Source organism: Streptomyces wedmorensis (assembly GCF_000716445.1).
Classification (GTDB): Bacteria; Actinomycetota; Actinomycetes; order Streptomycetales; family Streptomycetaceae; genus Streptomyces; species Streptomyces wedmorensis.
The window spans coordinates 1-26,328 of sequence record NZ_JNWK01000008.1; the positions used below are offsets into that span (position 1 = coordinate 1).

29 protein-coding genes are annotated in these 26,328 nt (G+C 71.9%); 12 read left to right on the top strand and 17 right to left on the bottom strand.

From position 1 onward, the window contains the following. Positions 1-157: 157 nt before the first annotated feature. Together OO54_RS08780 and OO54_RS08785 are read right to left on the bottom strand one after the other, a co-directional pair. Positions 158-1,927 carry an ABC-F family ATP-binding cassette domain-containing protein gene (locus OO54_RS08780; protein ID WP_078905107.1) on the bottom strand — a complete coding sequence of 590 codons (1,770 nt, stop codon included), beginning with the start codon at positions 1,925-1,927 and terminating at the stop codon, positions 158-160. A 113-nt stretch (positions 1,928-2,040) separates the two neighbouring features. Continuing rightward, complete coding sequence (locus OO54_RS08785) at positions 2,041-2,388, bottom strand: DoxX family protein (RefSeq protein ID WP_033202290.1); 348 nt, start codon at positions 2,386-2,388, stop codon at positions 2,041-2,043. A gap of 92 nt (positions 2,389-2,480) precedes the next feature. Between OO54_RS08785 and OO54_RS08790 the strand changes: the two genes are divergently transcribed. The 3 genes from OO54_RS08790 to OO54_RS08805 all read left to right on the top strand — a co-directional run bounded on the left by OO54_RS08790 (position 2,481) and on the right by OO54_RS08805 (position 4,754). Then, positions 2,481-2,924: a MarR family winged helix-turn-helix transcriptional regulator gene (locus tag OO54_RS08790; RefSeq protein ID WP_234439206.1), complete on the top strand. Its 444-nt coding sequence runs from the start codon at positions 2,481-2,483 to the stop codon at positions 2,922-2,924. 517 nt (positions 2,925-3,441) lie between these two features. Next, entirely contained in the window at positions 3,442-4,395 is a 954-nt protein-coding gene (locus OO54_RS08800) for a hypothetical protein (RefSeq protein ID WP_033202293.1), read from the top strand. 2 nt (positions 4,396-4,397) lie between these two features. After that, positions 4,398-4,754: a GntR family transcriptional regulator gene (locus tag OO54_RS08805; RefSeq protein WP_017240254.1), complete on the top strand. Its 357-nt coding sequence runs from the start codon at positions 4,398-4,400 to the stop codon at positions 4,752-4,754. Positions 4,755-4,902: 148 nt separating this feature from the next. Here the strand turns inward: OO54_RS08805 and OO54_RS08810 are convergent, their stop codons facing one another. Then, on the bottom strand, positions 4,903-5,862 hold the full coding sequence (locus OO54_RS08810) for a D-2-hydroxyacid dehydrogenase family protein (RefSeq protein ID WP_033202294.1): 960 nt from the start codon (positions 5,860-5,862) through the stop codon (positions 4,903-4,905). A gap of 101 nt (positions 5,863-5,963) precedes the next feature. Here OO54_RS08810 and OO54_RS41415 point away from each other — a divergent pair, with 101 nt between their 5' ends. After that, entirely contained in the window at positions 5,964-7,316 is a 1,353-nt protein-coding gene (locus OO54_RS41415; RefSeq protein ID WP_051786798.1) for a hypothetical protein, read from the top strand. A 66-nt stretch (positions 7,317-7,382) separates the two neighbouring features. Here OO54_RS41415 and OO54_RS08820 read toward each other — a convergent pair whose 3' ends face one another. The 4 genes from OO54_RS08820 to OO54_RS08835 all read right to left on the bottom strand — a co-directional run bounded on the left by OO54_RS08820 (position 7,383) and on the right by OO54_RS08835 (position 11,972). Further along, on the bottom strand, positions 7,383-8,588 hold the full coding sequence (locus tag OO54_RS08820; RefSeq protein WP_051786809.1) for a threonine/serine exporter family protein: 1,206 nt from the start codon (positions 8,586-8,588) through the stop codon (positions 7,383-7,385). A gap of 232 nt (positions 8,589-8,820) precedes the next feature. Beyond that, positions 8,821-9,258, bottom strand: a complete 438-nt coding sequence (locus OO54_RS08825; protein ID WP_033202295.1) for a hypothetical protein — start codon at positions 9,256-9,258, stop codon at positions 8,821-8,823. Further along, complete coding sequence (gene gadC, locus OO54_RS08830; protein WP_033202296.1) at positions 9,255-10,715, bottom strand: glutamate/gamma-aminobutyrate antiporter GadC; 1,461 nt, start codon at positions 10,713-10,715, stop codon at positions 9,255-9,257. The genes OO54_RS08825 and gadC overlap by 4 nt, the downstream gene beginning before the upstream one ends. A gap of 300 nt (positions 10,716-11,015) precedes the next feature. Next, positions 11,016-11,972, bottom strand: coding sequence for a GlxA family transcriptional regulator (locus tag OO54_RS08835; protein ID WP_033202297.1), 957 nt, complete (start codon positions 11,970-11,972; stop codon positions 11,016-11,018). Positions 11,973-12,053: 81 nt separating this feature from the next. On the opposite strand from OO54_RS08835, the gene OO54_RS08840 reads away from it, so the two are divergent. The 3 genes from OO54_RS08840 to OO54_RS08850 all read left to right on the top strand — a co-directional run bounded on the left by OO54_RS08840 (position 12,054) and on the right by OO54_RS08850 (position 14,635). Beyond that, positions 12,054-12,665: an MBL fold metallo-hydrolase gene (locus OO54_RS08840; RefSeq protein WP_033202298.1), complete on the top strand. Its 612-nt coding sequence runs from the start codon at positions 12,054-12,056 to the stop codon at positions 12,663-12,665. Positions 12,666-12,841: 176 nt separating this feature from the next. Next, a complete protein-coding gene (locus OO54_RS08845) occupies positions 12,842-13,201 on the top strand; it encodes a hypothetical protein (RefSeq protein WP_033202299.1) in 360 nt (119 codons plus the stop codon). Between the two features lie 654 nt (positions 13,202-13,855). Beyond that, on the top strand, positions 13,856-14,635 hold the full coding sequence (locus tag OO54_RS08850; protein WP_033202300.1) for a GNAT family N-acetyltransferase: 780 nt from the start codon (positions 13,856-13,858) through the stop codon (positions 14,633-14,635). Between the two features lie 132 nt (positions 14,636-14,767). Here OO54_RS08850 and OO54_RS08855 read toward each other — a convergent pair whose 3' ends face one another. The 8 genes from OO54_RS08855 to OO54_RS08890 form a co-directional block, all read right to left on the bottom strand. After that, the gene (locus OO54_RS08855) at positions 14,768-15,106 is read right to left on the bottom strand and encodes a MerR family transcriptional regulator (RefSeq protein WP_033202301.1); all 339 of its coding nucleotides are present in this window, start codon (positions 15,104-15,106) and stop codon (positions 14,768-14,770) included. Positions 15,107-15,296: 190 nt separating this feature from the next. Continuing rightward, entirely contained in the window at positions 15,297-15,593 is a 297-nt protein-coding gene (locus tag OO54_RS08860) for an SCO5918 family protein (protein WP_033202302.1), read from the bottom strand. A gap of 52 nt (positions 15,594-15,645) precedes the next feature. Further along, positions 15,646-15,912 carry a CBS domain-containing protein gene (locus tag OO54_RS08865; RefSeq protein ID WP_033202303.1) on the bottom strand — a complete coding sequence of 89 codons (267 nt, stop codon included), beginning with the start codon at positions 15,910-15,912 and terminating at the stop codon, positions 15,646-15,648. A gap of 269 nt (positions 15,913-16,181) precedes the next feature. Then, on the bottom strand, positions 16,182-16,385 hold the full coding sequence (locus OO54_RS08870) for a cold-shock protein (RefSeq protein WP_017240241.1): 204 nt from the start codon (positions 16,383-16,385) through the stop codon (positions 16,182-16,184). A gap of 440 nt (positions 16,386-16,825) precedes the next feature. Next, positions 16,826-17,098 carry a hypothetical protein gene (locus OO54_RS08875; RefSeq protein WP_033202304.1) on the bottom strand — a complete coding sequence of 91 codons (273 nt, stop codon included), beginning with the start codon at positions 17,096-17,098 and terminating at the stop codon, positions 16,826-16,828. Positions 17,099-17,139: 41 nt separating this feature from the next. Next, entirely contained in the window at positions 17,140-17,385 is a 246-nt protein-coding gene (locus OO54_RS08880; protein WP_033202408.1) for a hypothetical protein, read from the bottom strand. A gap of 125 nt (positions 17,386-17,510) precedes the next feature. Then, the gene (locus tag OO54_RS08885) at positions 17,511-17,720 is read right to left on the bottom strand and encodes a hypothetical protein (protein WP_033202305.1); all 210 of its coding nucleotides are present in this window, start codon (positions 17,718-17,720) and stop codon (positions 17,511-17,513) included. Positions 17,721-17,724: 4 nt separating this feature from the next. Further along, positions 17,725-18,279 carry a DUF5994 family protein gene (locus OO54_RS08890; RefSeq protein ID WP_033202306.1) on the bottom strand — a complete coding sequence of 185 codons (555 nt, stop codon included), beginning with the start codon at positions 18,277-18,279 and terminating at the stop codon, positions 17,725-17,727. 282 nt (positions 18,280-18,561) lie between these two features. Here OO54_RS08890 and OO54_RS08895 point away from each other — a divergent pair, with 282 nt between their 5' ends. After that, the gene (locus OO54_RS08895) at positions 18,562-19,056 is read left to right on the top strand and encodes a DUF5994 family protein (RefSeq protein WP_033202307.1); all 495 of its coding nucleotides are present in this window, start codon (positions 18,562-18,564) and stop codon (positions 19,054-19,056) included. A 66-nt stretch (positions 19,057-19,122) separates the two neighbouring features. Here OO54_RS08895 and OO54_RS08900 read toward each other — a convergent pair whose 3' ends face one another. Further along, positions 19,123-20,322, bottom strand: coding sequence for a PP2C family protein-serine/threonine phosphatase (locus OO54_RS08900; protein WP_033202308.1), 1,200 nt, complete (start codon positions 20,320-20,322; stop codon positions 19,123-19,125). A gap of 349 nt (positions 20,323-20,671) precedes the next feature. Here OO54_RS08900 and OO54_RS08905 point away from each other — a divergent pair, with 349 nt between their 5' ends. Continuing rightward, positions 20,672-21,076, top strand: coding sequence for a hypothetical protein (locus OO54_RS08905; protein ID WP_033202309.1), 405 nt, complete (start codon positions 20,672-20,674; stop codon positions 21,074-21,076). A 353-nt stretch (positions 21,077-21,429) separates the two neighbouring features. Then, positions 21,430-22,704, top strand: a complete 1,275-nt coding sequence (locus OO54_RS08910) for a M23 family metallopeptidase (protein ID WP_078905114.1) — start codon at positions 21,430-21,432, stop codon at positions 22,702-22,704. Between the two features lie 102 nt (positions 22,705-22,806). On the opposite strand, the gene OO54_RS44965 is transcribed toward OO54_RS08910, so the two are convergent. Continuing rightward, a complete protein-coding gene (locus OO54_RS44965) occupies positions 22,807-23,469 on the bottom strand; it encodes a helix-turn-helix transcriptional regulator (protein ID WP_033202310.1) in 663 nt (220 codons plus the stop codon). A gap of 56 nt (positions 23,470-23,525) precedes the next feature. On the opposite strand from OO54_RS44965, the gene OO54_RS08920 reads away from it, so the two are divergent. Both OO54_RS08920 and OO54_RS08925 read left to right on the top strand, forming a co-directional pair. Beyond that, the gene (locus tag OO54_RS08920) at positions 23,526-24,401 is read left to right on the top strand and encodes an aldo/keto reductase (RefSeq protein ID WP_033202311.1); all 876 of its coding nucleotides are present in this window, start codon (positions 23,526-23,528) and stop codon (positions 24,399-24,401) included. Between the two features lie 615 nt (positions 24,402-25,016). After that, positions 25,017-25,871, top strand: coding sequence for a helix-turn-helix domain-containing protein (locus OO54_RS08925; RefSeq protein WP_033202312.1), 855 nt, complete (start codon positions 25,017-25,019; stop codon positions 25,869-25,871). Positions 25,872-26,328: the final 457 nt, after the last annotated feature.

The following is a 26,328-nucleotide window of genomic DNA, read 5'->3' on the forward strand; positions in this document are numbered from 1 at the left end:
TGGGCTGCCATGCCGCACCTCCGTGTGGGCAATCGTCCCGCTGGGGCGGGACGGGTGGGCACACGGGACGGCGCCCCTTGGCGGCGCCTCCGCCCCCTGCGCCCTGACCCGCACCGATACGGCGTCGCACAGCCGGTGCGGTTTCGGGCGCGGAAGCCTAGGCCCGGCAAGGGGCGCCGTCCGTTGTGCCCACCCGTTCCGCCCCAGCGGAACGATTGCCCACAACGTGGGGCGCAGGCGCGGGGGTGGGGGGCGCCCCGGCGGGGCGATTGGGCACGACGGGGGTGGGGAGGTGGAGGTGGGGGGTGGGGAAGGAATGGCGGAGGTGGCGGTCGTGGGTGACTACGACGAGCGTGCCGCGATAGAGCGCGAGCGCCGCTTCCAGCTCCTCCACGAACCCCGGCGCCAGATGGTTCGTGGGCTCGTCGAGGAGGAGCAGGTCGACGGGGGACGTCACGAGCCGGGCCAGTTCGAGTTTGCGGCGCTGGCCGGTCGAGAGCAGGCGGACGGGGGTCGAGAGGTCCCGTTCCGCGAAGAGCCCGAGGGCGAGCAGTTCGTCTTCGCGGCCTTCTCCGAAGGCCTCGCCCACCGTACGGGGGTCGAGGGGCGGGGTCGTGTCCTGGCGGAGCAGCCCGACCCGGGCGGGCGCTGTGACCGTGCCGGCGTCCGGGGCGAGTTCGCCCGCCAGGACCCGGAGGAGGGTGGTCTTGCCGGCGCCGTTGGGCCCGGTGACGAGGAGGCGGGCGCCCGCGTCGAGGTGGAGGGCGTCGAGGTGGAGTCGTCCGTCGACGCGTATGCCGGTGAGGTCGACGCGGCCGCCCTCGCCGTCGAGTTCCGCGTGGAACCGGAGTGGTCGGGGCGGTGCGGGTACGGGGTGTTCGGTGAGCCGGGTGAGCCGTTCGCGGGCGGCGCGGATCCTGCTCATCGCGCCGTGCGCGCGTGATCGCGCCCGGAAGGCGCCCGCGCCGCTGAACGCGGCCGGGGCTTTGCGGGGGATGGCGGAGAAGCGGTCGATGTTGGTGTCGGCCAGGGACCGGTACCGGGCGAGTTCCTCTTTCCATTCTTCGTGTTCCCGCTGCCTGCGGGCCCGTTCGGCGGCGCGTCCGGCGAGGTAGCCGTGGTAGCCGTCGCCGTACCGCCGCAGGGTGTGGCGGTCTTCGTCGACTTCCAGGACGGCGGTGGCGACCCGGTCGAGGAACACCCGGTCGTGCGAGACGGCGACGACGGTCCCCCGGTGGGTGCGCAGTCGCTCTTCCAGCCATTCCACGGCTTCGTCGTCGAGGTCGTTCGTCGGCTCGTCGAGCAGCAGCAGTTCGGGATCGGCGGCGAGGACGCCCGCGAGGGCGAGCCGGGCTCGCTGTCCGCCGGAGAGCGTGCCGAGCGGGCGTCGGCGGTCGAGCGGTCCGGGTTCGCCGAGCCGTCGGAGGATCGTCTCGACCCGCCGGTCGGCCCCGGCGCCGCCTCGTGCCTCGTAGGTGGCGAGCAGTTCCGCGTACGAGGCGAGGGCACCGCCCAGCCCGATGCCGCTGCGGGTGCCACCACTGCCGGTCTCGCCGTCGTCGGTCCCGTCCGTGCTGTCGGCGGCGGACAGGGCCGCCTCGGCGGTGCGGATGGCGGCTTCCAGGTCTCGGAGGTCCGCGAGCGCGTGGTCGACGGCGTCGCCGACGGTGGCGTGCGGGGGGAGGTCGAGGGTCTGGGCGAGGTGGCCGATGCCGCCGGGGGATTCGACGGTCACCGTGCCGTTGTCGGGGGTCTCCAGGCCGGCGAGGAGCCGGAGGAGGGTGGATTTGCCGGAGCCGTTGTCGCCGACGACGCCGAGGCGTTCGCCGGAGCGGACGGTGAGGGAGGCGCGGTCGAGGACGGTTCGGCGGGGGGCGTGCCGGTCGTCGTACCGGTGGGTGACGTCGGTGAGTCGGGCATGGAACAAGGGCGAACTCCTGCCGTCGGGGACACGGTCGCGAGACGTACCGTCTCGTGAGGATGACCGTACGGCATGTGCGGAGTTCTGGCAAGACGAAACGTCTCGTATTGTTGAAGGCTTCAGGCGGAGGCTATGCGTAGGACCAGCGCGGCCCCCGCGATCAGGGTGAGCACCGCCGCCGGGGCCAGTTCGAAGTCCTTCACGCGCAGGTGGGCGATGACGGCGCCGGCGAAGTAGAGGACGAGGCCCACGGCCGCGGCCGCGCCGAGCGCCGGGACGAAGAGGCCGGCGAGCAGGCCGAGCGCGCCCGCCGCCTTCGCGGTCGCGAGCAGGGGGAGCCGGTTCTCCGGGAAGCCCACCTTGGTCATGTTGCCGACGACCTGCGGGTTCCGGGTGAAGGTCATGAAGGCGGAGCCGGCGCAGGCGAGGGCGAGCAGGGTGGCGACGGCGGCGTACGCGATGAACATGGACGCGCTCCAACGGTATGGGGACGACAACCGTTGAAGAGTAACAACGATTTACCTCGCTCCACAATCGTGTTGTTGTTACCGTGGGCGACATGGCAGCTCATCCGACCGACCGCCTCGGCTTCCTCCTCTCCTTCCGTGGCGAGCTCACCGGCGCGCGCATCCGTGCCGCCCTGGGTGTCGCCGGGCTGCACCCGCGCAATGCCATGACCCTGATGCAGCTCGCCCGGGGGGCCACGAGTCAGCGCGAGCTCGCCGTCGCGATGGAGCTCGACCCGAGCCAACTGGTCGCGATCCTGAACGAGTTGGAGTCCTCGGGGCTCGCCGAGCGCCGCCGCGACCCGGCCGACCGGCGCCGCCACATCGTCGAGATCACCTCCGCCGGAACCGCTGCCCTCGAGCGCGTCGACGAGGCCGTCGGCGAGGCCGAGCGGGAGCTCTTCGGCGACCTCACCGACGCCGAACAGGCCGTCCTGCGCGGCCTGTTGGACCGCGTCGTCGTCGACCCCGCCGACCACGACTGCGGCGCGGAGTAGTACCTGCCGCGGTACCCGAAGTACCGCAGGGGCTCCCGCCCGTACTCCCCGCTGGAGCGGGGGAGGTGCCGTCACCTGGCCTTCGCGGCGTTCACGGCCGCCGCCGCGTCGGCGTTGCCGAGTCCGGGTCCGAGTCCGGGTGCCCGGGGCGGGTCGGCGGCCGTGTCGCGGATGGTCTGCATGATGGCGGCGGGGTCGAGGTCCTGGTGGTGCGGGAGGGCGGCGACGGCGGAGACGTGCGGGGAGGCCGGCGAGCGCGTCGAGCGCCCACTGCCGGTCGCGCGGCGGGTCGGGCTCGTCGTCGCCGCAGCCGGTGACGAGCTCCGCCGTGAGGGCGGCGAACGCGGTGAAGGCGGCAAGGGTGACGGGCCGGCGACGCATGAAGATCTCCCCGTTCGTCTGCGTTCGACCCCGTGAACAACCGGTCAGGGCCGCCCGCATAGGGCCGCCCGTATCTCGAGGAACCTTCTCCCGCACTCCTCATTGTTCTAGTAGAGTGCAAACAATGGAGGTTTTCATGAACCGTGCCACACCTCGTCTCCGCGCGCTCGCCGCGCTCCCCTTCGTCCTCGCCCTCGCCGTCCACCTGCTGCTCTTCGCCCGCTGGCGGGACGAGCTGCCCGCCGAACTCGCCACGCACTACTCCCTCGGAGACGGTGGCGAGGCCGACGGCTGGACGGGCCGGGCGGGTTACGTCCTCATCAGCACGGCCCTGATCGCCGGCCTCGCGGCCGCCTGGACCGCGCTCGTCCGGCGCCGGGCCCTGTGGGGCGCCTGGGCCACCGCGGGCTTCACCGGCGGACTTCTGGTCCAACTGCTCCGCAACAACCTCGTCGACGAGTTCGAGGTGCAGGTCTCGGAGCCCGCCGTCGACCTCGCCGTGGCCGGAACGGCGGCCGTCGCCGCCGCGCTGGCGGGCTGGGCGCTGACCTCGCTCGTCCCGGAGGAGGAGCCGGCCGTCCGGTCAGGGGCGCCCGACGGCCCGCGGCTCGCGCTCGGCGCGAGCGAGGTCGCCGGCTGGTCCCGCTCCACCGGCTCCCGGGCGCTGACCGTCCTCGCGGCCCTCGCCCTCGCCGCCGCCCCCGTCGTCCTGCTCGTCCTCAGCTGGCCGGACGCGCTGTTCGGGCTCCTCGGCCTCGTCATCGGCGTCCCGGGGCTCGCGCTCGCCCGGGTCCGGGTCACCGTCGACCGGCACGGCCTCACCGTCCGCTCCGGGGTCTTCCCCAAGCCCCGCGTCCGGATCCCACTGGACGAGATCGCGGGAGCGGACGCCCGGGACGTCCACGCCCTCGCCGAGTTCGGCGGCTGGGGCTACCGCGTCCGGGCCCACCGGACGGGCGTGGTGCTGCGTTCCGGCGAGGCCCTCGTCGTACGGCGGGACGGCGGGCGGGAGTTCGCGGTGACCGTGCCCGACGCGGAGACCGCGGCCGCCCTCCTCAACACGCTCGCCGAACGGCATGGGAAGGTCTGACCGTGCTCTTCCGTGTCGACCCGGCCTCCTCCGTCCCCCTCGGCGACCAGATCGCCGCCTGCGTCCGGGGCGCCCTAGCCGACGGCTCGGCCGCCCCCGGCGAACGGCTCCCGGCCGCCCGCGAGCTCGCCGACTCCCTCGGCGTCAACGTCCACACCGTCCTCCGCGGCTACCAGCGCCTCCGCGAGGAGGGCCTCATCGAGCTCCGGCGCGGCCGGGGCGCCCTCATCGTCCCCGGCGCCACGGCCCCCGACCGCGCCCGCCTCGTCTCCCGACTGCGCGAGGCGGCGGCGGAGGCCCGCGAACTGGGCCTCAGCGACGAGGAGTTCGTGGAGCTCGCCCGTACGAGCCTCGGATAGCCCGGCGGGAGCGCGTACGAGCCTCGGACGGTCCCCGTCAGGAGTCCGGCCGAGGCTCGGACAAGCCCCCGGCGGGAGCGCGTACGAGCCTCGGACAGCCCCCGTCAGGAGTCCGTACGAGCCTCGGACGGTCCCCGGCGGCAGCCCGTCAGGGCAGCTCGCGGATCGGGGTGCCCGCCAGGAAGGCCTCGATGTCCTCGACGGCCTCGCCGAAGTAGAGGGCGTAGTTGGCCTCCGTCACGTAGCCGAGGTGGGGCAGGGCGAGGACGTTCGGCAGGGTGCGGACCGGGTCGTCGGCCGGGAGGGGCTCGGTGTCGTACACGTCGAGGCCGGCGCCCGCGATCCAGCCCTCGCGCAGCGCCCGGACGAGCGCCTCGCCGTCGACCAGGCCCGCCCGGGAGGTGTTGACGAGGTACGCGGAGGGGCGCATCGCGCGCAGTTCGGGCTCCCCGACCACGCCGCGGCTGCGGTCGGAGAGGACCAGGTGGAGCGAGACGAAGTCGGCGGACGCGAAGAGGTCGGTCTTGTCCTTGGCGAGCCGAGCGCCGTGTTCGGCGGCCCGCTCCTCCGTCAGGTTCGGGCTCCACGCGACGACCTCCATGCCGAAGGCGCGGCCGATCGCGGCGACCCGGGCGCCGATCTTGCCGAGCCCGACGACGCCGAGGGTGCGGCCGGCCAGGTCCGTGCCGACGGTGGACTGCCAGGGTCCGCCGTCGCGCAGCGCCTGCGCCTCGGTCCGTACGTGGCGGGCGAGGCCGAGCAGCAGGGCCCAGGTCAGTTCGGTGGGCGGCTCGGGGCTGCTGGCGGTGCCGCAGACGACGACCCCGCGGGCGCGGGCGGCGGCGACGTCGATGGAGGCGTTGCGCGGCCCGGACGTGACGAGGAGCCGGAGCCGGGGGAGACGGGCGAGGAGCTCCGCGTCGAACGGGGTCCGTTCCCGCATGATCACGACGATCTCGCAGTCCTCGACGGCGGCGACGACCGCGTCCCGGTCGACGAGGTGCTCGCGGAGCACCCGGACGTCGACGCGGTCGGCGAGCGGGCTCCAGTCGGCGGAGGTGAGGGCGACGCCCTGGTAGTCGTCGAGTACGGCGCAGCGCAGCTTCATGACTCCATGATCGCTTACGCCCGTATGCGCCGCCCAGGGCGACAGCCGTCACCACGTCTCACAGAATTGCCCTGAATTGCCCTTAATGAGGAGTGGGTGTCATGGCTGCGGGTGACAGTGCCGACGAACTTGCCGTCCTCCGGGCCAGGGTGGCCGCGCTGGAAGCGGAGAAGCAGGTCCCGCGTCAGCCCCACCACCGCGTCCGCTCCTTCTTCTCCGCCCTGCTGATCGTCATCGGCTGCGTGCTCGTCCCGCTCGGCATCGTCGCCTCCTGGACGGCGGACATCGTCGGCGACACCGACCGCTACGTGCAGACGGTCACCCCGCTCGCCTCCGACCCCGACGTCCAGGCCGCCGTCGCGACCCGGGTGACGAACGTCGTCATGGAGCACATCGACCTGCCCGCGCTCCTGGAGGGCCTCGCGCCCGAGGAACGGCCCCTGGCGGAGAAGGCCCTCGGCAAGCTGGGCGGCTCCCTGGAGAGCGCGCTCAGAAGCTTCGTCCACGACCGGACACAGGACATCGTCGCCTCGCCGGCGTTCAAGACCATCTGGACCGACGCCAACCGGGCCATCCACACCTCCCTCGACCGGGCCCTGACCGGCAGCGACGAAGGCGCGGTGAAGATCGAGACGGACACGGTCACCATCGACCTGGCGCCGGTGATCGAGCGGGTGAAGGCGCGGCTCGTCGAGTCCGGTCTCGACGTCGCGGCCAAGATCCCCGAGATCCACACGGACTTCACGGTGGTCAGGTCCGACGACATCGGCAAGGTGAAGACGGCGTTCTCGCTGCTCCAGGCGATGGGCGCGTGGCTGCCGGTGATCGCCGTCCTGCTCGTCGTCGGGGGTGTGCTGCTCGCCGTGAAGCGTCGCCGCACGCTGGTCGCCGCCGCCCTCGGTGTCGCCTTCGCGGCGATCGTCCTCGGCGTCGCCCTCACCGTCTTCCGCACGGTCTACCTGAACGCCCTGCCGGCCACCGTCTCCCCGGCCGCCGCCGGCTCCGTCTACGACACCCTGATCCGCTTCCTGCGCACCTCGGTCCGGGTGTTCGCGACCCTCGGCATCCTGATCGCCCTCGCCGCCTGGCTCTCCGGCCCGAGCCGCCCCGCCGTCCTCGGCAGGGGCCTCTGGCACTCCGGCATCAGCGCGACCCGGTCCACCGCCGACCACGCGGGCATGCGGCTGGGCCCGGTGGGCCCGTTCGTCCGCCGGTACCGCACCTGGATCACCTGGATCCTCGTCGCCGGCGCGGCCGCAGCCCTCGTCTTCTGGTCCTACCCCACCGGCGCGGTCGTCGTGGGCCTCGCCCTCGCCCTGCTCTTCGCCCTGGCGGTAGTGGCCTTCCTGGCGGAGGAGCCCGCCGAACAGCCCCCCGCCGAGAAGCCCACCACCCCGCAGCCCCCGAAGCCTCCGCAGCCTCCGAGCCCGAGCGCCCCCACCCCACAGACCTAGCGGGCCGGACACCTCCCGGGCCTGGTGGGCCGGATACCTCCCGGGCCTGGCGGGCCGGTTCACCCCTCAGGGGGCCGGGAACTCCTTCTCCACTCGGGCCGGCGCGAGCGCCGAGCCCGCGAGGAGACCGACCGCGATCGTCGTGACGATCGTGACGAGGTCCATCAGGTCGTGGAAGCCGTGCAGGACGTGGCCGCCCGCGAGGGAGGTGAGCGCCCGCAGGCCGAGGGAGCCGACGGTGAGGGTGAAGAAGCCGCCGAGGAACAGGACGAGCCGCGGTGGGCGCCCGGCCGGGCGGGCGAGCAGGTCCGCCGCCACCGCGAGGGCCGTGGCGGCGACGAACGTCCCCGCGGCCTCGCCGATCAGAGCCGTACCCGCCGCCTGCACGCCGAGCGTCAGATAGACGAGGCCGGTCACCCAGCCCGCGACCCGCCACGGCACCTCGAACGCGAGGACCAGGCCCACCGTGAACACGGCCCAGCTCCCCACGATCACCCATCGGGACAGGTCCGCGTCCTGCGCGCTGTCGAAGAGCGCGCGGGTCGGCGTACCGGTGACGGCCACGCCGATGAGCACGCCCACGTACAGCTGGAGGAGCAGGACCACGGCGTAGACGAGCCGGACGGCGCCGGTCGACAGGAATCCGCCGACGAGTTCGGCGGTGGCCGCGCTCAGCAGGTCGCCGGGCACGAAGAAGAACAGCGCCGGAAGCATGATCATCACAGGTCCGCCGTGGCCGAGGCCCGGCTGGAGCAGCCCCAGGGTCACCAGGGAGACCAGGGTGGCGGCGAGCAGCGGCAGGACGCGGGCCAGGCGCGGCCGCCGGTCCGCGAGGACCGTGAGCGTCGCGACCAGGGCGGAGAGGAGCGCGGTCGTGCCGATCTCGTACCAGGTCGGCTGGACGGCGGGCGCGAACCCGACCGAGAACAGCACGATGCCGGCGCCCCGCGCCCATCGGGGCACCTTCGAGGGCAGGTTCTCCACCCGCCGCAGGCCGGCCGCCGCCTCGGACAGGGGCGGCCGGGTGTCCCGTACGTGCTCGACGAACCCCTTCAGGGCGACGGCCCGGTCGAGCCGGGCGACGTCGGGGAAGGCGGTGACCGTCGAGGTCAGGGTGCGGCTCCCCACGGTCACGGAGAGCACGGCGCCGTCCGCGACGAGCACCGTCTCCGCCCGCCCGCCGTACGTCCGGGCGAGGCCGCGGACGGCCCGGTCGACGCCTTCGGCGCCCTCCCCGCTGAACTTCAGCATGAACCGGGTGAGTTCACGCAGGAAGTCGTGGAGGAGGACGCCGGGCTGTTCGCGCTCGTGGGCCGGATCGGGATCGTGGGCCGGATCGGTCCCACGAGAGGAACCGGGATCGGGACCGGAACCGGGATCGGGACCAGAACCGCGACCGGAACCGGGATCGGGACCGGAACCGCGACCGGGACCGGAACCGCGACCGGAACCGCGATTGGGACCGGGATCGCCGTCGGTGGTCCGGGGAGTCACGCCCCGTCCCTCACCGGCGGACGGTGTCGTCGGTCTTGAGGTCGTCCAGGGCTTCGTCGAAGTCGTCGAGCTCGTCCGGGCAGTAGACCTGGAGGACGATCCGCTCGGCCTCGACGGCCCTGGTGTCGGAGATGACGGGCCGCTGGCCGGGACCGGCGGCGCCGTTGGACTGCTGGATCTTCCACAGCGCCGTCTTCAGGGCGTTGCCCGGTTCCTCGCAGACCTGCCCGCCGTCGGTGCCGAGCAGCCGCTCGACGGTGTCGGTGTCGGGAGAGGGGTAGCCGGCCTTGACCAGCTCCTGCTGGAGCTGGTTGGCCTTGGACTGCGTCTTGGCGTTCGTCGTCACGTACGCGTAGCGGATGACACCGGTGATCGCGAGACCGACCAGGATCACGATCGCGCCCCAGTAGATCCACTTGTGCTCGGAGGCGAAGCGGGTGGGACTCATGCCTGCTCTCCCTCGCTCGGGACGGCGGCGGCGGTGCGCCAGCTCGGCTTGCGGAAATGCAGGAAGGCCCACGGGATCACGAAGCCCAGGATGAGCAGGCCGCCACCGACGATGGCGACGTACGCCCAGACGCTGCCGCTGCCGAACTGGGAGCTGGGGACGAAGCCGATGCACAGCGCGGCGAGCGAGGCGAGCAGGCCGACGACGCACAGGACGCCCAGCGCGGGCGCCCGGTAGCCGCGGGGGTGGTCGGGCTGGGTCTTCCGCAGCCGGATCGCCGCGGCGAACATCAGCAGGTAGACGATCAGGTACACCTGCGTCGTGATGACCGAGAAGATCCAGTAGGCGCTGGAGACGTTCGGGATCAGCGCGTACCCCAGAGCGATGACCGTGGTCACGACGCCCTGGGTGACCAGGATGTTCTGCTGGATGCCGTACCTGTTCAGCTTCTGCAGGAACGGCGGCAGGTAGCCCTCCTGGCGGGAGATCTCCAGCAGGCCCTTGGACGGTCCGGCCAGCCAGGTCAGCATGCCGCCGAGGGACGCGGAGATCAGTGCGACGGCGGCGATCGGGGTGAGCCAGCCGATGCCGAAGTACGAGAAGAAGGCGTCGAACGCCTGCATCACGCCCGCCGTGAGGCTGAGCTGGTCGGCGGGGACGACCCAGCTGATGGCCAGCGCGGGCAGGATGAAGATCAGCAGCACCAGGCCCATGGCCAGGAACATCGACTTCGGGTACTCCTTCGCCGGGTCCTTCAGCGAGGAGACGTGGACGGCGTTCATCTCCATGCCGGAGTACGACAGGAAGTTGTTGACGATCAGGACGAGGCTCGCCAGACCCGTCCACTGCGGGAGCAGGTGCGAGGCGTCCATCGGGGCCGCCGAGGGGTTGCCCTGGCCGAGGAAGACCATGCCGAGGACCACCAGCAGGGTGCCGGGGATCAGGGTGCCGATGATCAGGCCCCAACTGGCCAGTCCGGCCAGCGCCTTCGTCCCGCGCGAGGAGATCCACACGCCCGTCCAGTAGAGGACGACGATGACGATCGCGGTGTACGGGCCGTTGGAGGCGAGGGCCGGATCGATGATGTACGCGATGGTGGACGCGACGAACCCGAGGAGGCTCGGATAGTAGAAGATCGTCATCGCGAACTGGCACCACACGGCCAGGAATCCGAGCGGCTTCGACAGCCCCTCCGAGACCCAGCGGTACACGCCGCCGTTCCATCCCGAGGCGAGCTCCGCGGAGACCAGGGCCGTCGGCAGCAGGAACACCACCGCCGGGACCAGATAGAGGAACACGCAGGCCAGGCCGTAGACGGCCATCGTGGGCGCGGCCCGCAGACTCGCCACCGACGCGGTCGTCATCAGGGCCAGCGTCACCCACGTGAGGGTGGTGGGCGCCGGCGTCGCGGCCGCCCGTGGCCGCGGGACCTCGGCCGGTGTGTCGAGACTGCTCATGGGCCCTCCCTGGGGGTCGCGCGATTCCCCCCACGCTCGGCGGACCCACGACACCGGGCAACCGGAGGGGGCCGTACGGGTGAGGGCGGGACCCGTCCGCGCGAGGCCGCACGGGTGGGGGCGGGACCCGTCCGCGCGAGGCCGCACGGGTGGGGGGCGTGGGCGGGGGCGGCTCGCGCCGAGGCATCCGCGTCAGACCGCTCGCGTCAGGGCTCTCGACGGGCCGCACGCGTCAGGGCGTCCGCCTGAGGCCGTTCGCGTCAGGGCTCTCGACGGGCCGCTCCCGTCAGGCCGCTCCCGTCAGGGCGTCCGTGTGAAGGAGCGCCGGTACGAGCGCGGCGGCACGCCCCGGCGGCGTACGAACTGGGTGCGGAGCACCGCCGCGCTGCCGAAACCCACCGCGCGGGCCACCTCCTCGACGGGGAGGTCCGTGGTCTCCAGGAGCTCCTCGGCGCGGCTGAGACGCAGCCCGAGCAGCCAGGCGTGAGGGGTGGTGCCGGTCGAGGCGGCGAACCGGCGGGCGAAGGACCGCCGGCTCATCAGCGCCCGGCGGGCCAGCTCCGCGACGGGCAGCGGCTCGTGCAGGTGCTCCCGGGCCCAGGCGAGCACCTCGGTGAGCCGTTCGTCGCGGCTGTCCTCGGGGACGGGGGTGGCCAGGTACTGGGCCTGGCCGCCGTCGCGGTGGGACGGGAGCACCAGGTCCCGGGCGATGGCGTTGGCCGTGGCCGCCCCGTGCTCCCGCCGCAGCAGGTGCAGGCACAGGTCGAAGCCGGCGGCGGCGCCCGCGCCGGTGACGACACGGCCCTGGTCGACGTAGAGCGCGTCCGGCTCGACGGCGACGTCCGGATGGCGCTCGGCGAGCAGCCCGGCGAACCGCCAGTGCGTCGTGGCGCGGCGCCCGTCGAGCAGCCCGGCCGCCGCGAGCGCGAACGCGCCGACGCAGTGGGCCGCGACCAGCGCACCCCGTGCGTGCGCGGCGGCCAGCGCGTCGAGGACGGCGGGCGCCGGGGGCGTACGGAACCCGGCCCACGGCAGGGCGATCACCAGGTCGGCGGCGGCCAGCCGTTCGAGACCGTGCTCGACGACCAGCGGCAGCCCGACGTCCGTACGGACCCGCCCCGGCCGGTCCGTGCACAGCGCGAAGTCGAACAGCGGCAGGCCCTGGCCGCGCGCGTCGAACACCTCGGAGACGATCCCGGCCCCGAGCATGCCGACACCGGCCGGGGCGTAGGCGGCGACGGTGGTGAACGGCGGCATGCGGGGAGTGTGGCACGATTCGCGCGATCAGTGGCAGTGCGGCCACTCGTGAAGGGGCGCCGGGCGCAGAAGACTTGGGGCATGACGACGACGAAGAACAGCGGCGACGCCCCCGGCTCCCGCACCGCGACCTACACGATCCTGACCACCGGCTACACCCTCTCCACCGGCCCGGGGGTCGCCGCCACCGTGTCGTACGTCCACGACGGCGACCGGCACGTCATCGTCGACCCCGGCATGGTGGCCGGCCGCGACCGGATCCTCGGCCCGCTCGCCGAACTCGGCCTGGGCCCCGAGGACATCACCGACGTGGTCCTCAGCCACCACCACCCCGACAACACCATGAACGTCGGCCTCTTCGGCCACGCCCGCGTCCACGACCACAAGGCGATCTACGAGAACGACCAGTGGACCGACCGCGACGCCGAGGGCCACGAACTCACCCCGTCCCTGCGCCTCATCCGCACGCCCGGTCACAGCGCCGAGGACATCACGCTGCTCGCCGGCACCGCCGACGGCGTCGTCGCCTTCGTCGGCGACCTCTGGTGGCGCCCCAACGGCCCGGTCGAGGACCCGGTCGCCCCGGACCACGCGATCCAGCGCGACTCGCGCATCCGCGTCCTCGCCGCCACCGACGTCATCGTCCCCGGCCACGGCCCGGCCTTCCCCGCCGACGACACGGCGCCGCTCTAGGCCGTCTCTTCCGGATCTTGCCCGACCCGCGCCGCCCGGCAAGATCCGGAAGAGACGGCCTAGGCCCGGGGCCGGGTCCGGGTCCAGGTCCGTCGCGCACCCGGGGGTGTCACGCGGAGGCGTCCTGCCCGGGGCACCCGCGCACAGGGCGACGGGGCGCCCTAGAATCGGCTTCCATGTCGAAGCCTGACGAGCTGCTCGTTGACATCGCCGCCACGGTGGAGTCCGGGCGGAGCAATCAGATGTCCCTCACCGTGGTCACGGGGGGTGCGGTCCTCACCGGTCGGTTGGCCCCGGAAGCGCTGTGGAGACAGCGGGTGTCGGAGGTCCTGACGGACTCGGCCCGCCTGGGCGAGTTCTCCGCCGTCTTCGGTCCCACCGAACACGGCAAGGAACCCCCCACCCACCTTCACTTCCACCTCGCCCGCATCCTCCAGGGCACCGTCGGCATCCCGGAGACCGGCGGCATGTACCGCGTGGCGATCGCGGACGTGAGCGCCTGGACCGTGGGAGACGTCAGCTACATCGACAACTGACCGACCGCATAGACAACCGACCGACTACATCGACAGCTGACCGACGGCTACGGCTACGGCTCCACTGCCGCTCCGCCCCCGTCCCACCGGCCCCGTGCGGGGGTCCGCCCTTGTGCCCTGTCGGCCCCGGGCGGCCCCTGTCGGCAGTGCACCGTCGGCCCCTACGTCTTCCCGCCCGTCCAGGTCGGCGGCCGCCTCGACGTCGTCTACGACCCGAACCGCCCGCAGGAGGTCAGCCTCCCGGAGCGGCTCCCCGAGAGCACACGCGCCCTGCTCCTCGTCCTCGCCGCACTCCTCACCGGCTCGCTGCTCCTCATCGCCGACATCGACCGGCCCTTCTCCGGCCAGATCCGCATCTCCGCCTCCACCATGGAGGAGACCGCCGCGGACATCGCCGAGGACTTCACCCACGACCACCCCGGCCGCCCCCTCCGGTGCGATCCCCAGGGCCGCCGCACGACGACGCCGTGAGCACTGATCCGACCGTGCGTCAGGCGAGTGTCGTGCCGACGGGCTCGCGGGCGACCGGCGGGCGTACGCGGGGGTCTCGCCGGTGAGGGTCGCCAAGGACCGGTACGTCCCCGGCAAGTGGCCCAGTCGGCCCGCCTGGAATTGGCCCGTGTGAGGGATCAACTGCGCACTACCGTAGGCCTCATGACAACGAGATCCACTTCGGCCGACGGGCCCGCGTCCCTGGCATCGGCCGAGGCGCCGATGCGCCAGGCCCGTAACTCCGCCGCCCTTTGGATCGCGACCGGCCGAAGCCGGGGGCATGAGGTCGTCCGGCGTCGCGGATTCGTCGCTGCCGACGGCGACGAGCGCGCCGGCCTGCGGGTCCTGATCCAGGAGTCCGACCTCGACGCGGGCGAACTGGCCGAGTTGGGCGAGCTGGTCCGCGGGGCCGCGGGCCCGGTGAACGTCGAGGATCCGTTCGGCTCGACCGACCTGAGCCACCTGGGCATGCGCAGCTGGCAGATGCCGGTCATGCTGCGCCGGCCCGGGCCCGTCGGCGAACCGGCGCTGGAGGTGATCAAGGTCCGGCGGCCCGAGGACCTCCAGGCGGCGGAGCGGATCGTGATCGACGGCTTCGAGCTGACCGGGTTCGAGCCCTACCGCCCCGGCGAGCTGTTCCCGATGTCGTTCATCGAGCAGCCGGGCGTGGACGTGTTCGTCGCCCTGCACGACGGCGTGGCCGCGGGAGCCTGCGTCAGCGTCGTCGACGACGGAGTCGGCAGCCACTACTGGGTCGGTACGTCCCCGGCCTTCCGGTCGCGTGGCGTGGGGCGGGCCGTCATGCTCGGCGCCCTCGCCCACGTGGCCGACCTGCCGGTCACCCTCACCGCTTCGAAACTGGGCAGGCCGCTGTACGAGTCCCTGGGCTACACCGTCGCGGCACCTTCGACGTGGTGGGCCTCCGTTCCGGCGACACCGTAGCGGTGAAGCCCGCCGGCGCCGGGTGCGTCGGGCCCGGAGGAGCGAGGTGACGACGACGAAGGCCCCGGTCTCCGGCCAGGGCCTTCGTTCGAGAGCGGACGAGGCGCCCTCAGCACGCGGCCCCGCTTCCGCTCAGTCCGAGGCGGGCGGCCGGCCCTCGGCCGCCGCGCGGCGGTATTCGGCGTTGATGCGCTGGGCTTCCTCGAGCTGGTCCTCGAGGATGATGATGCGGCAGGCGGCCTCGATGGGAGTGCCCTGGTCGACGAGTTCCCGGGCGCGGGCGGCGACGCGCAGCTGGTAACGGGAGTAGCGCCGGTGGCCGCCCTCGGAACGCAGCGGCGTGATCAGGCGGGCTTCCCCGAGGGCGCGGAGGAACCCGGCGGTCGTGCCGATCATTTCGGCGGCCCGGCCCATGGTGTAGGCGGGGTAGTCGTCATCATCGAGACGGCCGAGCGCATCGTCCGCTGTCATTCTCAGACCCTCCGCCCCACCTTCCGGTGCGCGCCGGGGATCCGACGCCTTCACCGAGGGTAATGCTCCCATCCGCACCACAGGAACCACGGGGCCGTGCCGTGCATCCGTACGGGACGTGACGAGGGCCCGACCGGTGCGTACCGGTCGGGCCCCTGCCATGGGCGCGCGAGGCGCTCCCGTCCGCTGGTCAGATCACCTTGGACGGGTCGATCGGGGCGGACGACCGCCCGAACGGGCCGGCGGTGGCCGCGGGGCGGGTACGGCAGGTGAAGCCGAGCCGGGTCATGGCCCGGACGACCTCGCCGGAGCTGAAGTCGCGGCGGTCCTGGCGGGTGATGACGGCGCCGACCTGCATGGCGGGGTACTCGCGGCGTCCGATGACCACGGACTCGCTGGTGACGGGCTCGGGCTTGACGTCCTGCATCGTTTCCAGGACACCGTTCTTCGTCAGATCGAACGGGAAGCGGGCGATGACGCAGCGCATAGGACCTCACAGAGAAGGAGACGGGATAGGTCGGTACGGCAGGGTGTGGGGCTCAGGGGTGGAATGGAGGGTTCGCGGGGCGCAGGTCGCGCAGCCGTGCCCGATCGGTGTAGGCGGGGGTCGCGCGGAAGCCGGTGAGCTGGGACAGGGTGACCAGGCCGGTGGGCCGGCCGTCGTCGTCACGGACGACGAGGCGCCTGGTGCCGGCCCCGCTCATGACCGCCAGGGCCACCTCGACGGTCATGTCGGCCCAGACGTGCGGATCCGCCTCGCCGTCGCGGATCTCCGGCAGACGATCCGTCAGGTACGTGCTGTTCAAGCGAGTCCTTCCTCGGGGCGGTGCGCATCCGGGAATTCCCCGGCGAAACCGGCGAACCGGCGAACGAATGGCGGGGAGTGCGTCGAGGCGGTGTCGAAGGCAGAAAAGAAATCCGATTCGACAACCGGCGCGGCGTCCGGTCGAAAGCGGTGGACGCGCAGGCTCGGGGAACTTTCCGGAGCCCGTGCCGGGGAGGGGAGAGCATGCGGCTGGGGCCCGCACCCCGAGGGATGCGGGCCCCAGCCACGTCTGCGTCGCGCGCGTCAGCTTCAGGCGGGAACGATGTTCTCGGCCGTCGGGCCCTTCTGGCCCTGCGCGATGTCGAAGGTCACCTTCTGGCCTTCCTGGAGCTCGCGGAAGCCCTGGGCGGCGATGTTCGAGTAGTGGGCGAACACGTCGGGGCCGCCACCGTCCTGCTCGATGAAGCCGAAGCCCTTTTCCGCGTTGAACCACTTGACGGTGCCGCTGCTCATGTCATTCTCCTTCGGGGGGGTCGCCGGAATTCGCACTGCGCGGATTCCGTGTCGCCGTGATGATCGCCCCGCCGGAGAAACCGGAGAAGAATAAACGCCCCGGCGGCCCGTAGGGCACGCCCGGAAGCACTCGTTTTTCGGGAACCACAACTGCAACTGAAATCGAGACTAGCACGCCGATTCAGCCGCCGTCGGGTGAATTCACGCCGCTCTTTTCATACGTCAAGAACTCTTACCGCGCCGCCCGTCACAAACTCATCCCGCCGGCACAGATATTCCTCCGCGGGCCCGGGTGGTTCGAGGCTGCTCCGCGCCGTGCGAGTCATCCGGACGACGACGAAGCCCCAGGTCACTGACCTGGGGCTTGGTAGAAGAGCGGATGACGGGAATCGAACCCGCGTCATGAGCTCGGGAATCACCCGATCGCCCCCGGACGCGTTTCACCCGCGTTCTTCCTCTTCGGCCTCCATGCGGCGGATTCCCTGGTGGGTGAGGGAGACCATCGCGGGGGTGTTGCCGGGTTCCCAGTCGATGGTGATCAGGTCCTCGCCGGCGAGGTAGGTGCAGGCGGCGGCCAGGTCCTCCTCCGGGATGCGCAGGTCGTTCCGCAGCTTCCGTCCCGGGACTCCGAGGAGACGGTTGCCTTCGGTGGCTTCGTAGAGGGCGGTCAGGACCCGTTCGCGGTAGACCTGTCGCTCGCGGAGTGTCGCCATGACCGAGTCCTTTCATGCGTCTGAGGAACGGCCGACGCTCCTCACACCTCGTCGACGTGGGTGCCGGTGCGGGAGGGCGGTCTGCTGGTGGCGAGCCAGGAGAGGGCGGGTTCCGCGGCGGATGCGGTGTCGACGGTGAGGTGGAGCCGTGTGCCGCCTTCGGGTACGGGGTAGCTGCGCTGTTCCGCCCCGGCGAAGGAGCGGCGGATCACCTGGGCGACCGCGCGGGCGGCTTCGGGGGTGGCGGCGACGATGCGGATCTCGGCGTGTCCGGCCGAGGGCGGCATCGCGGTGTCGGTGGGGTGCAAGGTGTGCGGTCCCTTCACGGGAGGGCGAGAAGCCGGCGGGTGGGTTGTCCCGGGTGTCGGGTGCCCCACCCGCGGCCTTCGGTCGGAGGAGTGGTCAGGGGTGCTCACGGCCAGGTGCCCGTGCGCCTGCGGTGGGCGGCTTGCTCCGTCGGTGTGCGGTGGCCGTGGCCGGGCGGCCGGCGAATGGCCGGGAAGGGGTCGCCGAAGTGGTGGGCGGCGATGCGTGCGTCGTGCTGGGCGTTGAGCCGGTGGATCAGGCGCGTGCCGAGCGCGATCAGCAGGGCGATCGCGGCGATCGTGATCAGGGTTTCCACGGGGTCACCTCCGCGGGAATCCCGGCATGGGGATCATCCGCGCGCCGACGACCGGGTGCCTGAGAAGCGCCGGTGCGGACCCGCCGTCGGTCTCCCGGACGTCCTCGCTGCTGCGGGCGTCCCGCATACGGCGGCCGGTCGCGGCCTCGTCGGACATCAGGACTCCGGCGGCCAGGACGCTGCCGGGGAGGGCGGCGGCGGTCATCAGCCGGGCGGCCGCGGAAGGTTCGGTCTCGGGCGGGATCACCAGCAGGTCGCAGCGGCCGACGGTGTAGGAGAGCAGGATCATCTTGTCGGGATCCTGTTCGGTGAACCAGCCGACGTGCACGGTGTGCCCGGCGACGGCGACCTTGTGCGGGACGACGGGCCAGCGGGTGGGGTTCACCGTGACGCGTGTGATCCGTCCGAAGTGCTCCTCCAGCGCGTCGACCAGGGGCGGAAGTTCGGCGGTGAGGTCACGTGAGCGAGGCCACCAGGCGCCGTCCAAGAGGCCGGCGAGGGTGGTCTTCGGCGTCAGCGAAAGGCGCGCCGAAAGCAGGGGGGCGAGCGTGGTGGTCATGATTGCGGACCCGTCTCCGGGCCGCCCTGCAGGGCGGCCCAGTGTCTTGATCGCCGGAAACGACGTCCGCGTGGGAGCGGGTGCTCGACTTACTCCCGGTACTTTCAGCGTACTCCGCCCAGCGGCCGGACGAGCCACTCTGACCAGGTGATTTCCCACCGGGAACACCGCCCGGCCGATGGCCGCGGGCATGACCGCAGGCCCGAGGGGTACCGTGAGGAACACGGCGGTATCTCGCCGGCCATGAGGTGTCGGCGGCCCCGCGCAGTCAGGCGGACCACCATGGCCGAATCCGACGCCCCCACCCCTCCCCGGCTCCTTCCGGACGAGATCCACCGAGCGGTGAAACCCGGCACGGCCCTGCTCCGGCTGCAGACGACCCACTCCCGCGAAGGCGTCCTCGACGGCGCCTGGTGGCCCCGCTCCCGCGACGTCGCGACCGAGCTGCCCGCCCTGGTCCGGGCGCTCACCGCGCACCTCGGCCCCGTCACGCGCGTCGGCCTGGACACGGACGCCTGGGAGGAGGTCCCGACGCGTGTGGTCGTCGACGACCGGGTCGTGCACCTCGACTCCTTCCCCGTCGGCGACGACACCGTCCTCATCACCCGTGGCGACACTGACCACTTCGCCCTCCTGGTGGTGCCCCCGGACACGACACCCGACGCGGCACGTGCCGCCATGGCCCGCGCGGTCGACGCCGGCAACGTCACCCAGGCCGCCGAGATCCTCGTCGCCCCTCATCCCGAACAGACGACACACCGCCCGGAGCCGGCGTGATCCGTACGGCGAAGCTCCCGCCGCCCCGCACGCCGCCTCAACGGCACCTCACGGCACGGCCCTCCGTCATCCGCGCCACTCGACCAGGACCAGCGTGGCGTCGTCCGAAGTGGCTTCGCCGCGTGCCCGCTTGAGGGTGTGGGAGAGGTCCCGTACCACCGCGCGGACCTCACGGTCCGCCCGATCCAGTCGGTTCACCCAGTCGATCAGTTGGTCCTCGCCGAACTCCTCCTGTCCGCTTGTGTGTTCCTCGATCAGCCCGTCGGTGAAGCAGAGGACGCGGTCCCCCGGTTCGAGCATCAAGGCGCTGACCTGAGGCTGTGCTCCTCCGAAGCCGACGGGCAGGGTCGTGGGGCTGTCCAGGCGGCCTACGACGCGGTGCCTGCGGATCAGCATGGGGGCGGGGTGCCCGGCGTTGACCCACTGGAGGCGGCCGGTGTTCGTGTCCAGCCGCATCATCTGCGCGGTCACGAAGTGGTCGGGGGCGAACTGCTCGGCCACGGCCCGGTCCATGAAGAAGTAGATCTCGGACAGCTCGATGCTGATCCGGCGGGCGTGCCGGTACGCGCCGATGGCCACCGTGGCCATCGTGGCCGCGTCCAGACCGTGACCCATCGCGTCGATCATGGCGAGGTGAAAGGTGTCCCCGTTCAGGGCGTAGTCGAAGCTGTCGCCCGCCACGTCGTAAGCGGGCTCCAGAACGCCGGCGACGGCGACGCGCGGCGTCACCATCGACACCGGCGGCAGCAACGACCACTGGATCTCGGCGGCGACGCTCATCGATTCGCGACGGCGGGTGCGGAAGAAGAGGTCGGTGTGGCCGTTCTTGGTCTGCATCATGTCGGCGATCAGACCGGCGATCCTGCGCAGCAGGCGGCGGTCGTCGTCATCGACGGTGTCCAGAGTGACGGCCAGGACTCCCGCCTGGTCGCCCCCGTCCACCAACGGCAGCAGGATCCTTACGCCGTCGGCCAGCACGAGTTCGACCGGGCGCGAGGTGAGGAAACACCGGCCGGCCTCGGAGCCGTCGATGACCTGCGGTTCCCCGCCCTCCAGCCCTTCGCCCGGCAGGGGGACCAGTCTCTGCTGCTCGTAGTCCTGGAGCAGGATCTGCGGATCCCGGCCCCCCAGCCGTGCCACGGTATCGGCCAGGGCCGGCCCGACCAGATGCGGCGGCAGCTCGTGGGCCCGGTCCAGGAGCCCGCCCAGCAGTCCTTCTCCGAAGCTCTCCGAGCGATCCGGATCCCCGGGCGATCCGACGGTCATCCCGCTCCCTTCCGCAGCGGCGGACGGGGCGCAGCGCCCGCGCCGCGGCCCGGCCGGGCACGGGAGCCGGGCCCGTTACCGGCGATCTCGCCACCAGGATGCGCCTCGGAGGCAGGGCACGCCACACGGGTGTCGTCGGCGCCACCGCCCCGGCAGCCCGATCATGGGGCCTCAGCGGCCGAGGTGCGGTCGGGCAGCGGTTCGGGCAGCCACGCGCCGACACAGCGCTCGCGCCGAGCCGAGCAGCCGGCAGGCGATTTCGATTCGCCTCACATTTCGAGGAGCTGCGTCGTCGGACCACCGAGACACCACTGATCCACCGCCGCGAGGCAGAAGAGGGGACCGAGTCATGGCCGCACAGACGACGGCAGTACCGGGCAGGGTCACGTTCCCGCAGGTCGCGATAGCCCTCCAGACGTTGGCCCTCTTCTTCCAGGCGGTCACCGCCGGAATGCTGCTGTCCTCGTCCCACGGCTATGTGCTGCACGACGCCGGATCGAAGGTGATGTACGGCGCCACCATGCTCTACGTGATCGCCGCGATCCTCGCCTGGCGCCCGGGCGGCGGCTCGCCCCGCCCCATCCTGTACTCCTCCGTCTTCCTCGTGCTCGCCTCGGCGCAGGTGGTGCTGGGCGTCGCGCACATGCCGACGCTCCATGTCCCCCTGGGCATCCTGATGTTCGGCCTGAGCGTGCTGGCCCTCGGCCAGGCGCTGTCCACCCGCTTCTCGGAGCGCACCGGCACCCGGTCGTAGCCGCCGCGCGATGCGGACCGCTCGCCAGAAGGCCGCCGAGCAGCTCGGTAGGGGCCGGGTGATCTCCAGTGGTCCGGGACGCGTGAGCAGGTCCAGACAGCGACGAAGCCCCAGGTCGCCCACCTCGACGACGCGTGCGCGCCGTACGCGAGGAACTCGGTGCTCGACAACGGCCCGAAGTTTCCGCGAGGCGGGGCCTGGCGGGCCGATGCGCCTGGACGGGTGTAGTTCGGCACCTGACTCCGGTGCCGTCCGCCGGGAGCGGCGCTTCGCCGGATTACATGGGCCTGCGCCTCGGCGCGGGCCGTGCCGAGGCCCTTCACGGCCCCGGATCCGACGACTGGAAGAGCACCATGGCAGAGCTCGACCCCCGCAACCGCACCGGCCGCAGCCCGCTACGTCGCGGGCTCGCCACCGCCGTGTTCGCAGCCGGGATGCTGATGGCCGCAGCGGTACCCGGGTACGGGACCGGCCCGGCCGTGCCGGCGCCCGGCCCGCAGTTCACGCCGCTGACTGCGGCGGTGATGACGAAACCGACGCCGTTCGAGGCCACGGACGGCAAGACGCACCTCTCGTACGAACTGCTCACCACGAACGCACTGCCCAGCAGCGCGAGGGTGCGGCTCGACCGCGTCGAGGTCCGGGACGCCCGCACGCACCGGGTGGTGGGCTCGCTGAGCGGCCAGGCGTTGGCCGATGCAGCCAATCCGGTGGGCGACCCCCTGCCGGGTGCGGACGGGTACACCCCGGCGCCCCCGGGGCCGACGCCGACCGTCATCCCGGGCTCCCAGGAGTGGGTCATCTGGCTCGACCTGGCCCTCGACCGCGGTCAGCGGGTGCCCAAGGTTCTCGAACACCACCTCTCGGGCGCCGTCCTCACCGCCTCCGGTGCCTCCCCGTTCGAGGAGACGGTCCAGATCACCCCGACCGGCCGCACCGCGCCGCTGAACCTGAACGCGCCGGTCCGCCCCGGCACCTGGTACTCCAGCGAGTCGTGCTGCGGCAACACCCACCACCGGCGCGGCCTCGGCCCGATCAACGGTCGCTTCTACGTACCGCAGCGCTTCGCGATCGACTGGTACCGGGTCGGCGAGCAGGGACAGACCTGGGAGGGCGACCCCGCGCGGCTCGCCAGCTATCTGAGCTACCGCCAGCCGGTCGTGGCCGCGGCCGGCGGCAGGGTGGTGGAGGTCCAGGACGGGATTCCGGACAACGCGCCGCCGGTCACGCCGCCGGTCCCGCCGATCGAGCAGACCGTCGGCAACCACGTCACCGTGGAGGTCGCGCCGGGCCGCTACCTGCTCTACGCCCACCTGAAGCCCGGCTCGCTCAAGGTCCGGGAAGGCGACCACGTCGAACCCGGCCGGGTCCTCGGGCTGATCGGCAACAGCGGCAACTCGACCACGCCGCACCTGCACTTCCAGGTGATGACCACGCCCGAGTTCTTCCCGACCGACAGCCCGCCGTTCACCTTCCGGGAGTTCCGCGTCGTCGGACAGGTCGAACCCCGGCTCTGGGACGACAACCTGGGCCTGCAGCCGACCGGCGTCCTGCCGATCACCCCCTCGCCGTACGACGGCCCCCACCGCGCGCGGTATCCGCTCGACCGCGAGGTGCTCGAGTTCTGACCGAGGTCGAGACCACGACGAAGGCCCAGGTCGCTGACCTGGGCCTTCGTTCACGAGCGGATGACGGGAATCGAACCCGCGCCATGAGCTTGGGCGGGGTGATCAGGCGCCCGGGTGCGGCCCGAGGATCTCGCGGGCCCGCAGCCCGGCCTGGAACCGTGAGCGGGCGTCCAGGGCCGTCATGAGGGCGGCGACCCGGCGCCGGTAGGTGCGCAGGGAGACTCCGAGCAGGCGGGCGGCCGTCTCGTCGGTGTGGCCGGCCGCCAGGGACCGAAGTACGGCCCGCTCCGCCTCGTCGAGGCCGGGGAGGGGGTTGCGGCGGTACGCGGTGAGGTCCGCCGCCGTCTCCCACGCCGTCTGGAACAGGGCGCGCACGCCGGCTACGACGTCCGGCTCCTGGACGACGGTGTACGTACGAGGTCCCCCTGCTGCGGACGGGGGGCCCGCCAGTACGGCGAGGCGCCGGTCGACGACGATCGCCTCGTGAGCCGGAGGGGCAGGCGAGATCCGTACCTCCACCCCGGCCCCGGTGAGCCGTGCGAGCAACTCCCCTCCACCGGGGCTCCGGAAGACCCCGGAGCCGTACAACTTGCGTACCACCAGGCCCGGTGGAGGGGAGCGGCGGGCGTTCCGGGCCGCCGCCGACCAGGTGGCGGGCTCCTCGGCGGCACAGAGGAACTCTCGTCGCGCGCCGTCGAGGAGAACGCCGGCGCGCCGTACCAGCTCGGCCTCCCCGCGCAATGTCACGATGCCTTCCGTCGCCATGGCACCAAGTTGCCAGCCAGTGGCCTCCGTTGCGAGCGATCCCGAGGATCGAGGCCATGACCACACCCCTTGAGACCCCGGCCTCCACGTTCCTTCTCGGCGGGGACCTTCCCGTCGCCCGCATGGGGTTCGGAGCCATGCGGCTGCCCGCCCGCGAGATCGCCGGTCCGGCGAACGATCCGGAGACATCGGCGGCCGTGCTGCGACGGGCCGTCGAGCTCGGGGTGAACCACATCGACACCGCCTGGTTCTACTTCCACGGCGGGCTCTCGGCCAACGGCCTGATCCGTCGCGTCCTGCACCCCTACCCCGAGGGCCTGGTCCTGGCGGCCAAGGTCGGCCCCGTCCGGCACCCCGACGGCAGCTGGGGCGCCCCGGCCGGCCCCCGCGAACTCGTCGCGGGCGTCCACCGCACCCTGCGGGAACTCGGCCGGGAACACCTGGACCTCGTCTACCTGCGCCTCCACGAGGACGACGAGACCGTCGTCGAGCGCTTCGGCACGCTCGCCGCCCTGCGGGAGGAGGGCCTCATCCGCCACCTCGGCCTCAGTAACACCACTGCTGCCGGGCTCGCCCGGGCGCAGCGGATCGCGCCGGTGGCAGCGGTGCAGAACATGTACGGCCTCTTCCACCGCCAGGACCCGGACGTCCTCGACGCCTGCACCCGTCAGGGCATCGCGTTCGTGCCCTTCTTCTCCCTGGAGACCCTGGGCCGTCCCGAGCCGACCGAGCCACTCGCCCGGACAGCCGCCCGACACGGAGCCACTCCGGCCCAGATCAAACTCGCCTGGACGATGGCCAGGTCCCCGGTGGTCCTCCCGATCCCCGGCACCTCGTCGGTGGCCCACGTGGAGGACAACATCGCGGCGGCCTCCCTCCGCCTCGACGCCGAGTCCCTGTCCGAACTGGACGCACTGCCAGAGCCGCGCTGACACGACGACGAAGCCCCAGGCCGCTGACCTGGGGCTTCGTAGAAGAGCGGATGACGGGAATCGAATCCGCGCTATAAGCTTGGGAATCACCGGAGCCGGCACCGATCATAAGGTGCCTGACCTGCGAAAACGCCCCTTCTCGCGGCTCCTTTCGGTGATCCGGCGATACCCGTGTTGACCGCTGTTCACCGTTCCGAAGGGCACGGATGGGGCACGATGCCACGGGGCCTCGGCTGCAGAGCCGAGGTGCCCTCATGGCGCTGATCATCGCCGGCTCGACGCTCGGCGGTGCGCTGTAACTCCTCTCCACCGGCGTACGGGTGCTCATCGCCGCCGTTCTCCACCTCGGCGTGAACTCCGTGACAGCCCGCCGATTCGCCCACTGATCCACCCAACGACCCTGGCCGCCGTTTCTTCCCCGCGGCCCGGCTTGCGCGCCGTAGGGCGCCGTGGGCCACGCGGAGCGCTGGTTCGTACGGGCGACGCCGGGCAGATTGAATCGCGTCAATTCTTTACCGACGCACGACACCGGCGGCACGGCGCGTGATCAACAACCGGTGCTCCATGCCAATCTGCTCGGACACGTAGTGGCTTGGAGCCGGAGGTACACCGCCCATGGCGGCGAACAACAACCCGACCGTCACAGGACGACGACTGGGGGCGGAGCTGCGCCGGCTCCGTGAGGACCGCGGTATGACCGGCACGCAAGTCGCGGCGGAACTGCTGATCTCCCAGGCCAAGGTCAGTCACATGGAGACGGGTCGCCGTGCGGTCAGCCCCCGCGACGTACGCGATCTCTGCGTGCTCTACGGCGTCACCGACCAGCATCTCGTCGACCACCTGACAGCACTGGCCAGGGAGTCGAGCCGTCAGGGCTGGTGGCACTCCTACGGCGACATCCCCCACAGCGTCTATCTCGACCTGGAGGCGGTCGCCGCGTCCATCCGGGCCTACGAGTCCATGGTGGTCCCCGGCCTGCTGCAGACCCCCGCCTACGCCGCCGCGGTCATTGAGGAAACGATCCCCCTCGTCACGGTCGACCAGGCCGCCGCGCGACTGAAGGTGCGACTCCGCCGTCAGTACCGGATCTATGACCTCGCCCGCCGGTTGCATCTGTGGGTCGTCCTGGACGAATCGGCCCTGCGGCGTGTCGTCGGCAGCCGGGAGATCATGCGCGAGCAACTGGAGCACCTGCACGCGCTCAGCACCGAGCCGCACATCACCGTCGAGGTACTCCCTCACAGCACAGGCGCTCACCCAGGGCTGACGGGACAGTTCTCCATCCTGGAGTTCTCCGACACCCGTGAGGCGGTGGTGTATCTGGAGAGGTTCACCAGCGGCCTCTGCCTGGCGAAGACGTCCGACGTACAGCAGTACAGCGTGACGCACGCCCGGCTGCGGGCGCTGGCCCTCGCCCCGGAGCAGAGCCGGCACTTCATCACCGACGCCATCAAGCTCTACGCGTCCTGAACCCCGAGGGCGACGCGCCGGGCTGCGACGATGCCCCGGAACCGCTGCTCCTCCACACGCGGCCGGCACCGGGAAGAACCCGCCGCTGATGCCGCGCCTCCTTGCGTTTTTCGCCCGGGGCGCGCCACGCCCACGCCGCAGCGGTCCTGATTCGACCCAGTCGGCGTACATCCGTGTTCACATCGGGGTCGGTTTCAGGACAGGTGTGCGGTGCCGCTTCGTGTGAACTGATCGAATTTCACTCATCCGGCGATGTTCCGAATCGTCGGTGGCACGGGATTGCATATTTTCATCACGCACCGCGGTGTTGAATGTTTTTATATTCACCCCCCCTCCTCGGTTTCGCCCGGTACGGGTGCACGAATTTTCATGCGTAATATGCGGCCACAGCTAGAAGGCACCCCGGGTGATCCGTAGGCCCGGCGTGTGCCATGGCCCCCCACAGAAAATGGCCTCT

Excerpts from the sequence above, each read along its gene's own strand:
- OO54_RS08785 (WP_033202290.1), bottom strand. The coding sequence starts at position 2,388 with ATGTTCATCGCGTACGCCGCCGTCGCCACCCTGCTCGCCCTCGCCTGC.
- OO54_RS08790 (WP_234439206.1), top strand. The coding sequence starts at position 2,481 with ATGGCAGCTCATCCGACCGACCGCCTCGGCTTCCTCCTCTCCTTCCGT.
- OO54_RS08800 (WP_033202293.1), top strand. The coding sequence starts at position 3,442 with ATGAACCGTGCCACACCTCGTCTCCGCGCGCTCGCCGCGCTCCCCTTC.
- OO54_RS08810 (WP_033202294.1), bottom strand. The coding sequence starts at position 5,862 with ATGAAGCTGCGCTGCGCCGTACTCGACGACTACCAGGGCGTCGCCCTC.
- OO54_RS41415 (WP_051786798.1), top strand. The coding sequence starts at position 5,964 with ATGGCTGCGGGTGACAGTGCCGACGAACTTGCCGTCCTCCGGGCCAGG.
- OO54_RS08825 (WP_033202295.1), bottom strand. The coding sequence starts at position 9,258 with ATGAGTCCCACCCGCTTCGCCTCCGAGCACAAGTGGATCTACTGGGGC.
- gadC (WP_033202296.1), bottom strand. The coding sequence starts at position 10,715 with ATGAGCAGTCTCGACACACCGGCCGAGGTCCCGCGGCCACGGGCGGCC.
- OO54_RS08835 (WP_033202297.1), bottom strand. The coding sequence starts at position 11,972 with ATGCCGCCGTTCACCACCGTCGCCGCCTACGCCCCGGCCGGTGTCGGC.
- OO54_RS08840 (WP_033202298.1), top strand. The coding sequence starts at position 12,054 with ATGACGACGACGAAGAACAGCGGCGACGCCCCCGGCTCCCGCACCGCG.
- OO54_RS08845 (WP_033202299.1), top strand. The coding sequence starts at position 12,842 with ATGTCGAAGCCTGACGAGCTGCTCGTTGACATCGCCGCCACGGTGGAG.
- OO54_RS08850 (WP_033202300.1), top strand. The coding sequence starts at position 13,856 with ATGACAACGAGATCCACTTCGGCCGACGGGCCCGCGTCCCTGGCATCG.
- OO54_RS08855 (WP_033202301.1), bottom strand. The coding sequence starts at position 15,106 with ATGACAGCGGACGATGCGCTCGGCCGTCTCGATGATGACGACTACCCC.
- OO54_RS08860 (WP_033202302.1), bottom strand. The coding sequence starts at position 15,593 with ATGCGCTGCGTCATCGCCCGCTTCCCGTTCGATCTGACGAAGAACGGT.
- OO54_RS08870 (WP_017240241.1), bottom strand. The coding sequence starts at position 16,385 with ATGAGCAGCGGCACCGTCAAGTGGTTCAACGCGGAAAAGGGCTTCGGC.
- OO54_RS08875 (WP_033202304.1), bottom strand. The coding sequence starts at position 17,098 with ATGGCGACACTCCGCGAGCGACAGGTCTACCGCGAACGGGTCCTGACC.
- OO54_RS08880 (WP_033202408.1), bottom strand. The coding sequence starts at position 17,385 with ATGCCGCCCTCGGCCGGACACGCCGAGATCCGCATCGTCGCCGCCACC.
- OO54_RS08890 (WP_033202306.1), bottom strand. The coding sequence starts at position 18,279 with ATGACCACCACGCTCGCCCCCCTGCTTTCGGCGCGCCTTTCGCTGACG.
- OO54_RS08895 (WP_033202307.1), top strand. The coding sequence starts at position 18,562 with ATGGCCGAATCCGACGCCCCCACCCCTCCCCGGCTCCTTCCGGACGAG.
- OO54_RS08900 (WP_033202308.1), bottom strand. The coding sequence starts at position 20,322 with ATGACCGTCGGATCGCCCGGGGATCCGGATCGCTCGGAGAGCTTCGGA.
- OO54_RS08905 (WP_033202309.1), top strand. The coding sequence starts at position 20,672 with ATGGCCGCACAGACGACGGCAGTACCGGGCAGGGTCACGTTCCCGCAG.
- OO54_RS08910 (WP_078905114.1), top strand. The coding sequence starts at position 21,430 with ATGGCAGAGCTCGACCCCCGCAACCGCACCGGCCGCAGCCCGCTACGT.
- OO54_RS44965 (WP_033202310.1), bottom strand. The coding sequence starts at position 23,469 with ATGGCGACGGAAGGCATCGTGACATTGCGCGGGGAGGCCGAGCTGGTA.
- OO54_RS08920 (WP_033202311.1), top strand. The coding sequence starts at position 23,526 with ATGACCACACCCCTTGAGACCCCGGCCTCCACGTTCCTTCTCGGCGGG.
- OO54_RS08925 (WP_033202312.1), top strand. The coding sequence starts at position 25,017 with ATGGCGGCGAACAACAACCCGACCGTCACAGGACGACGACTGGGGGCG.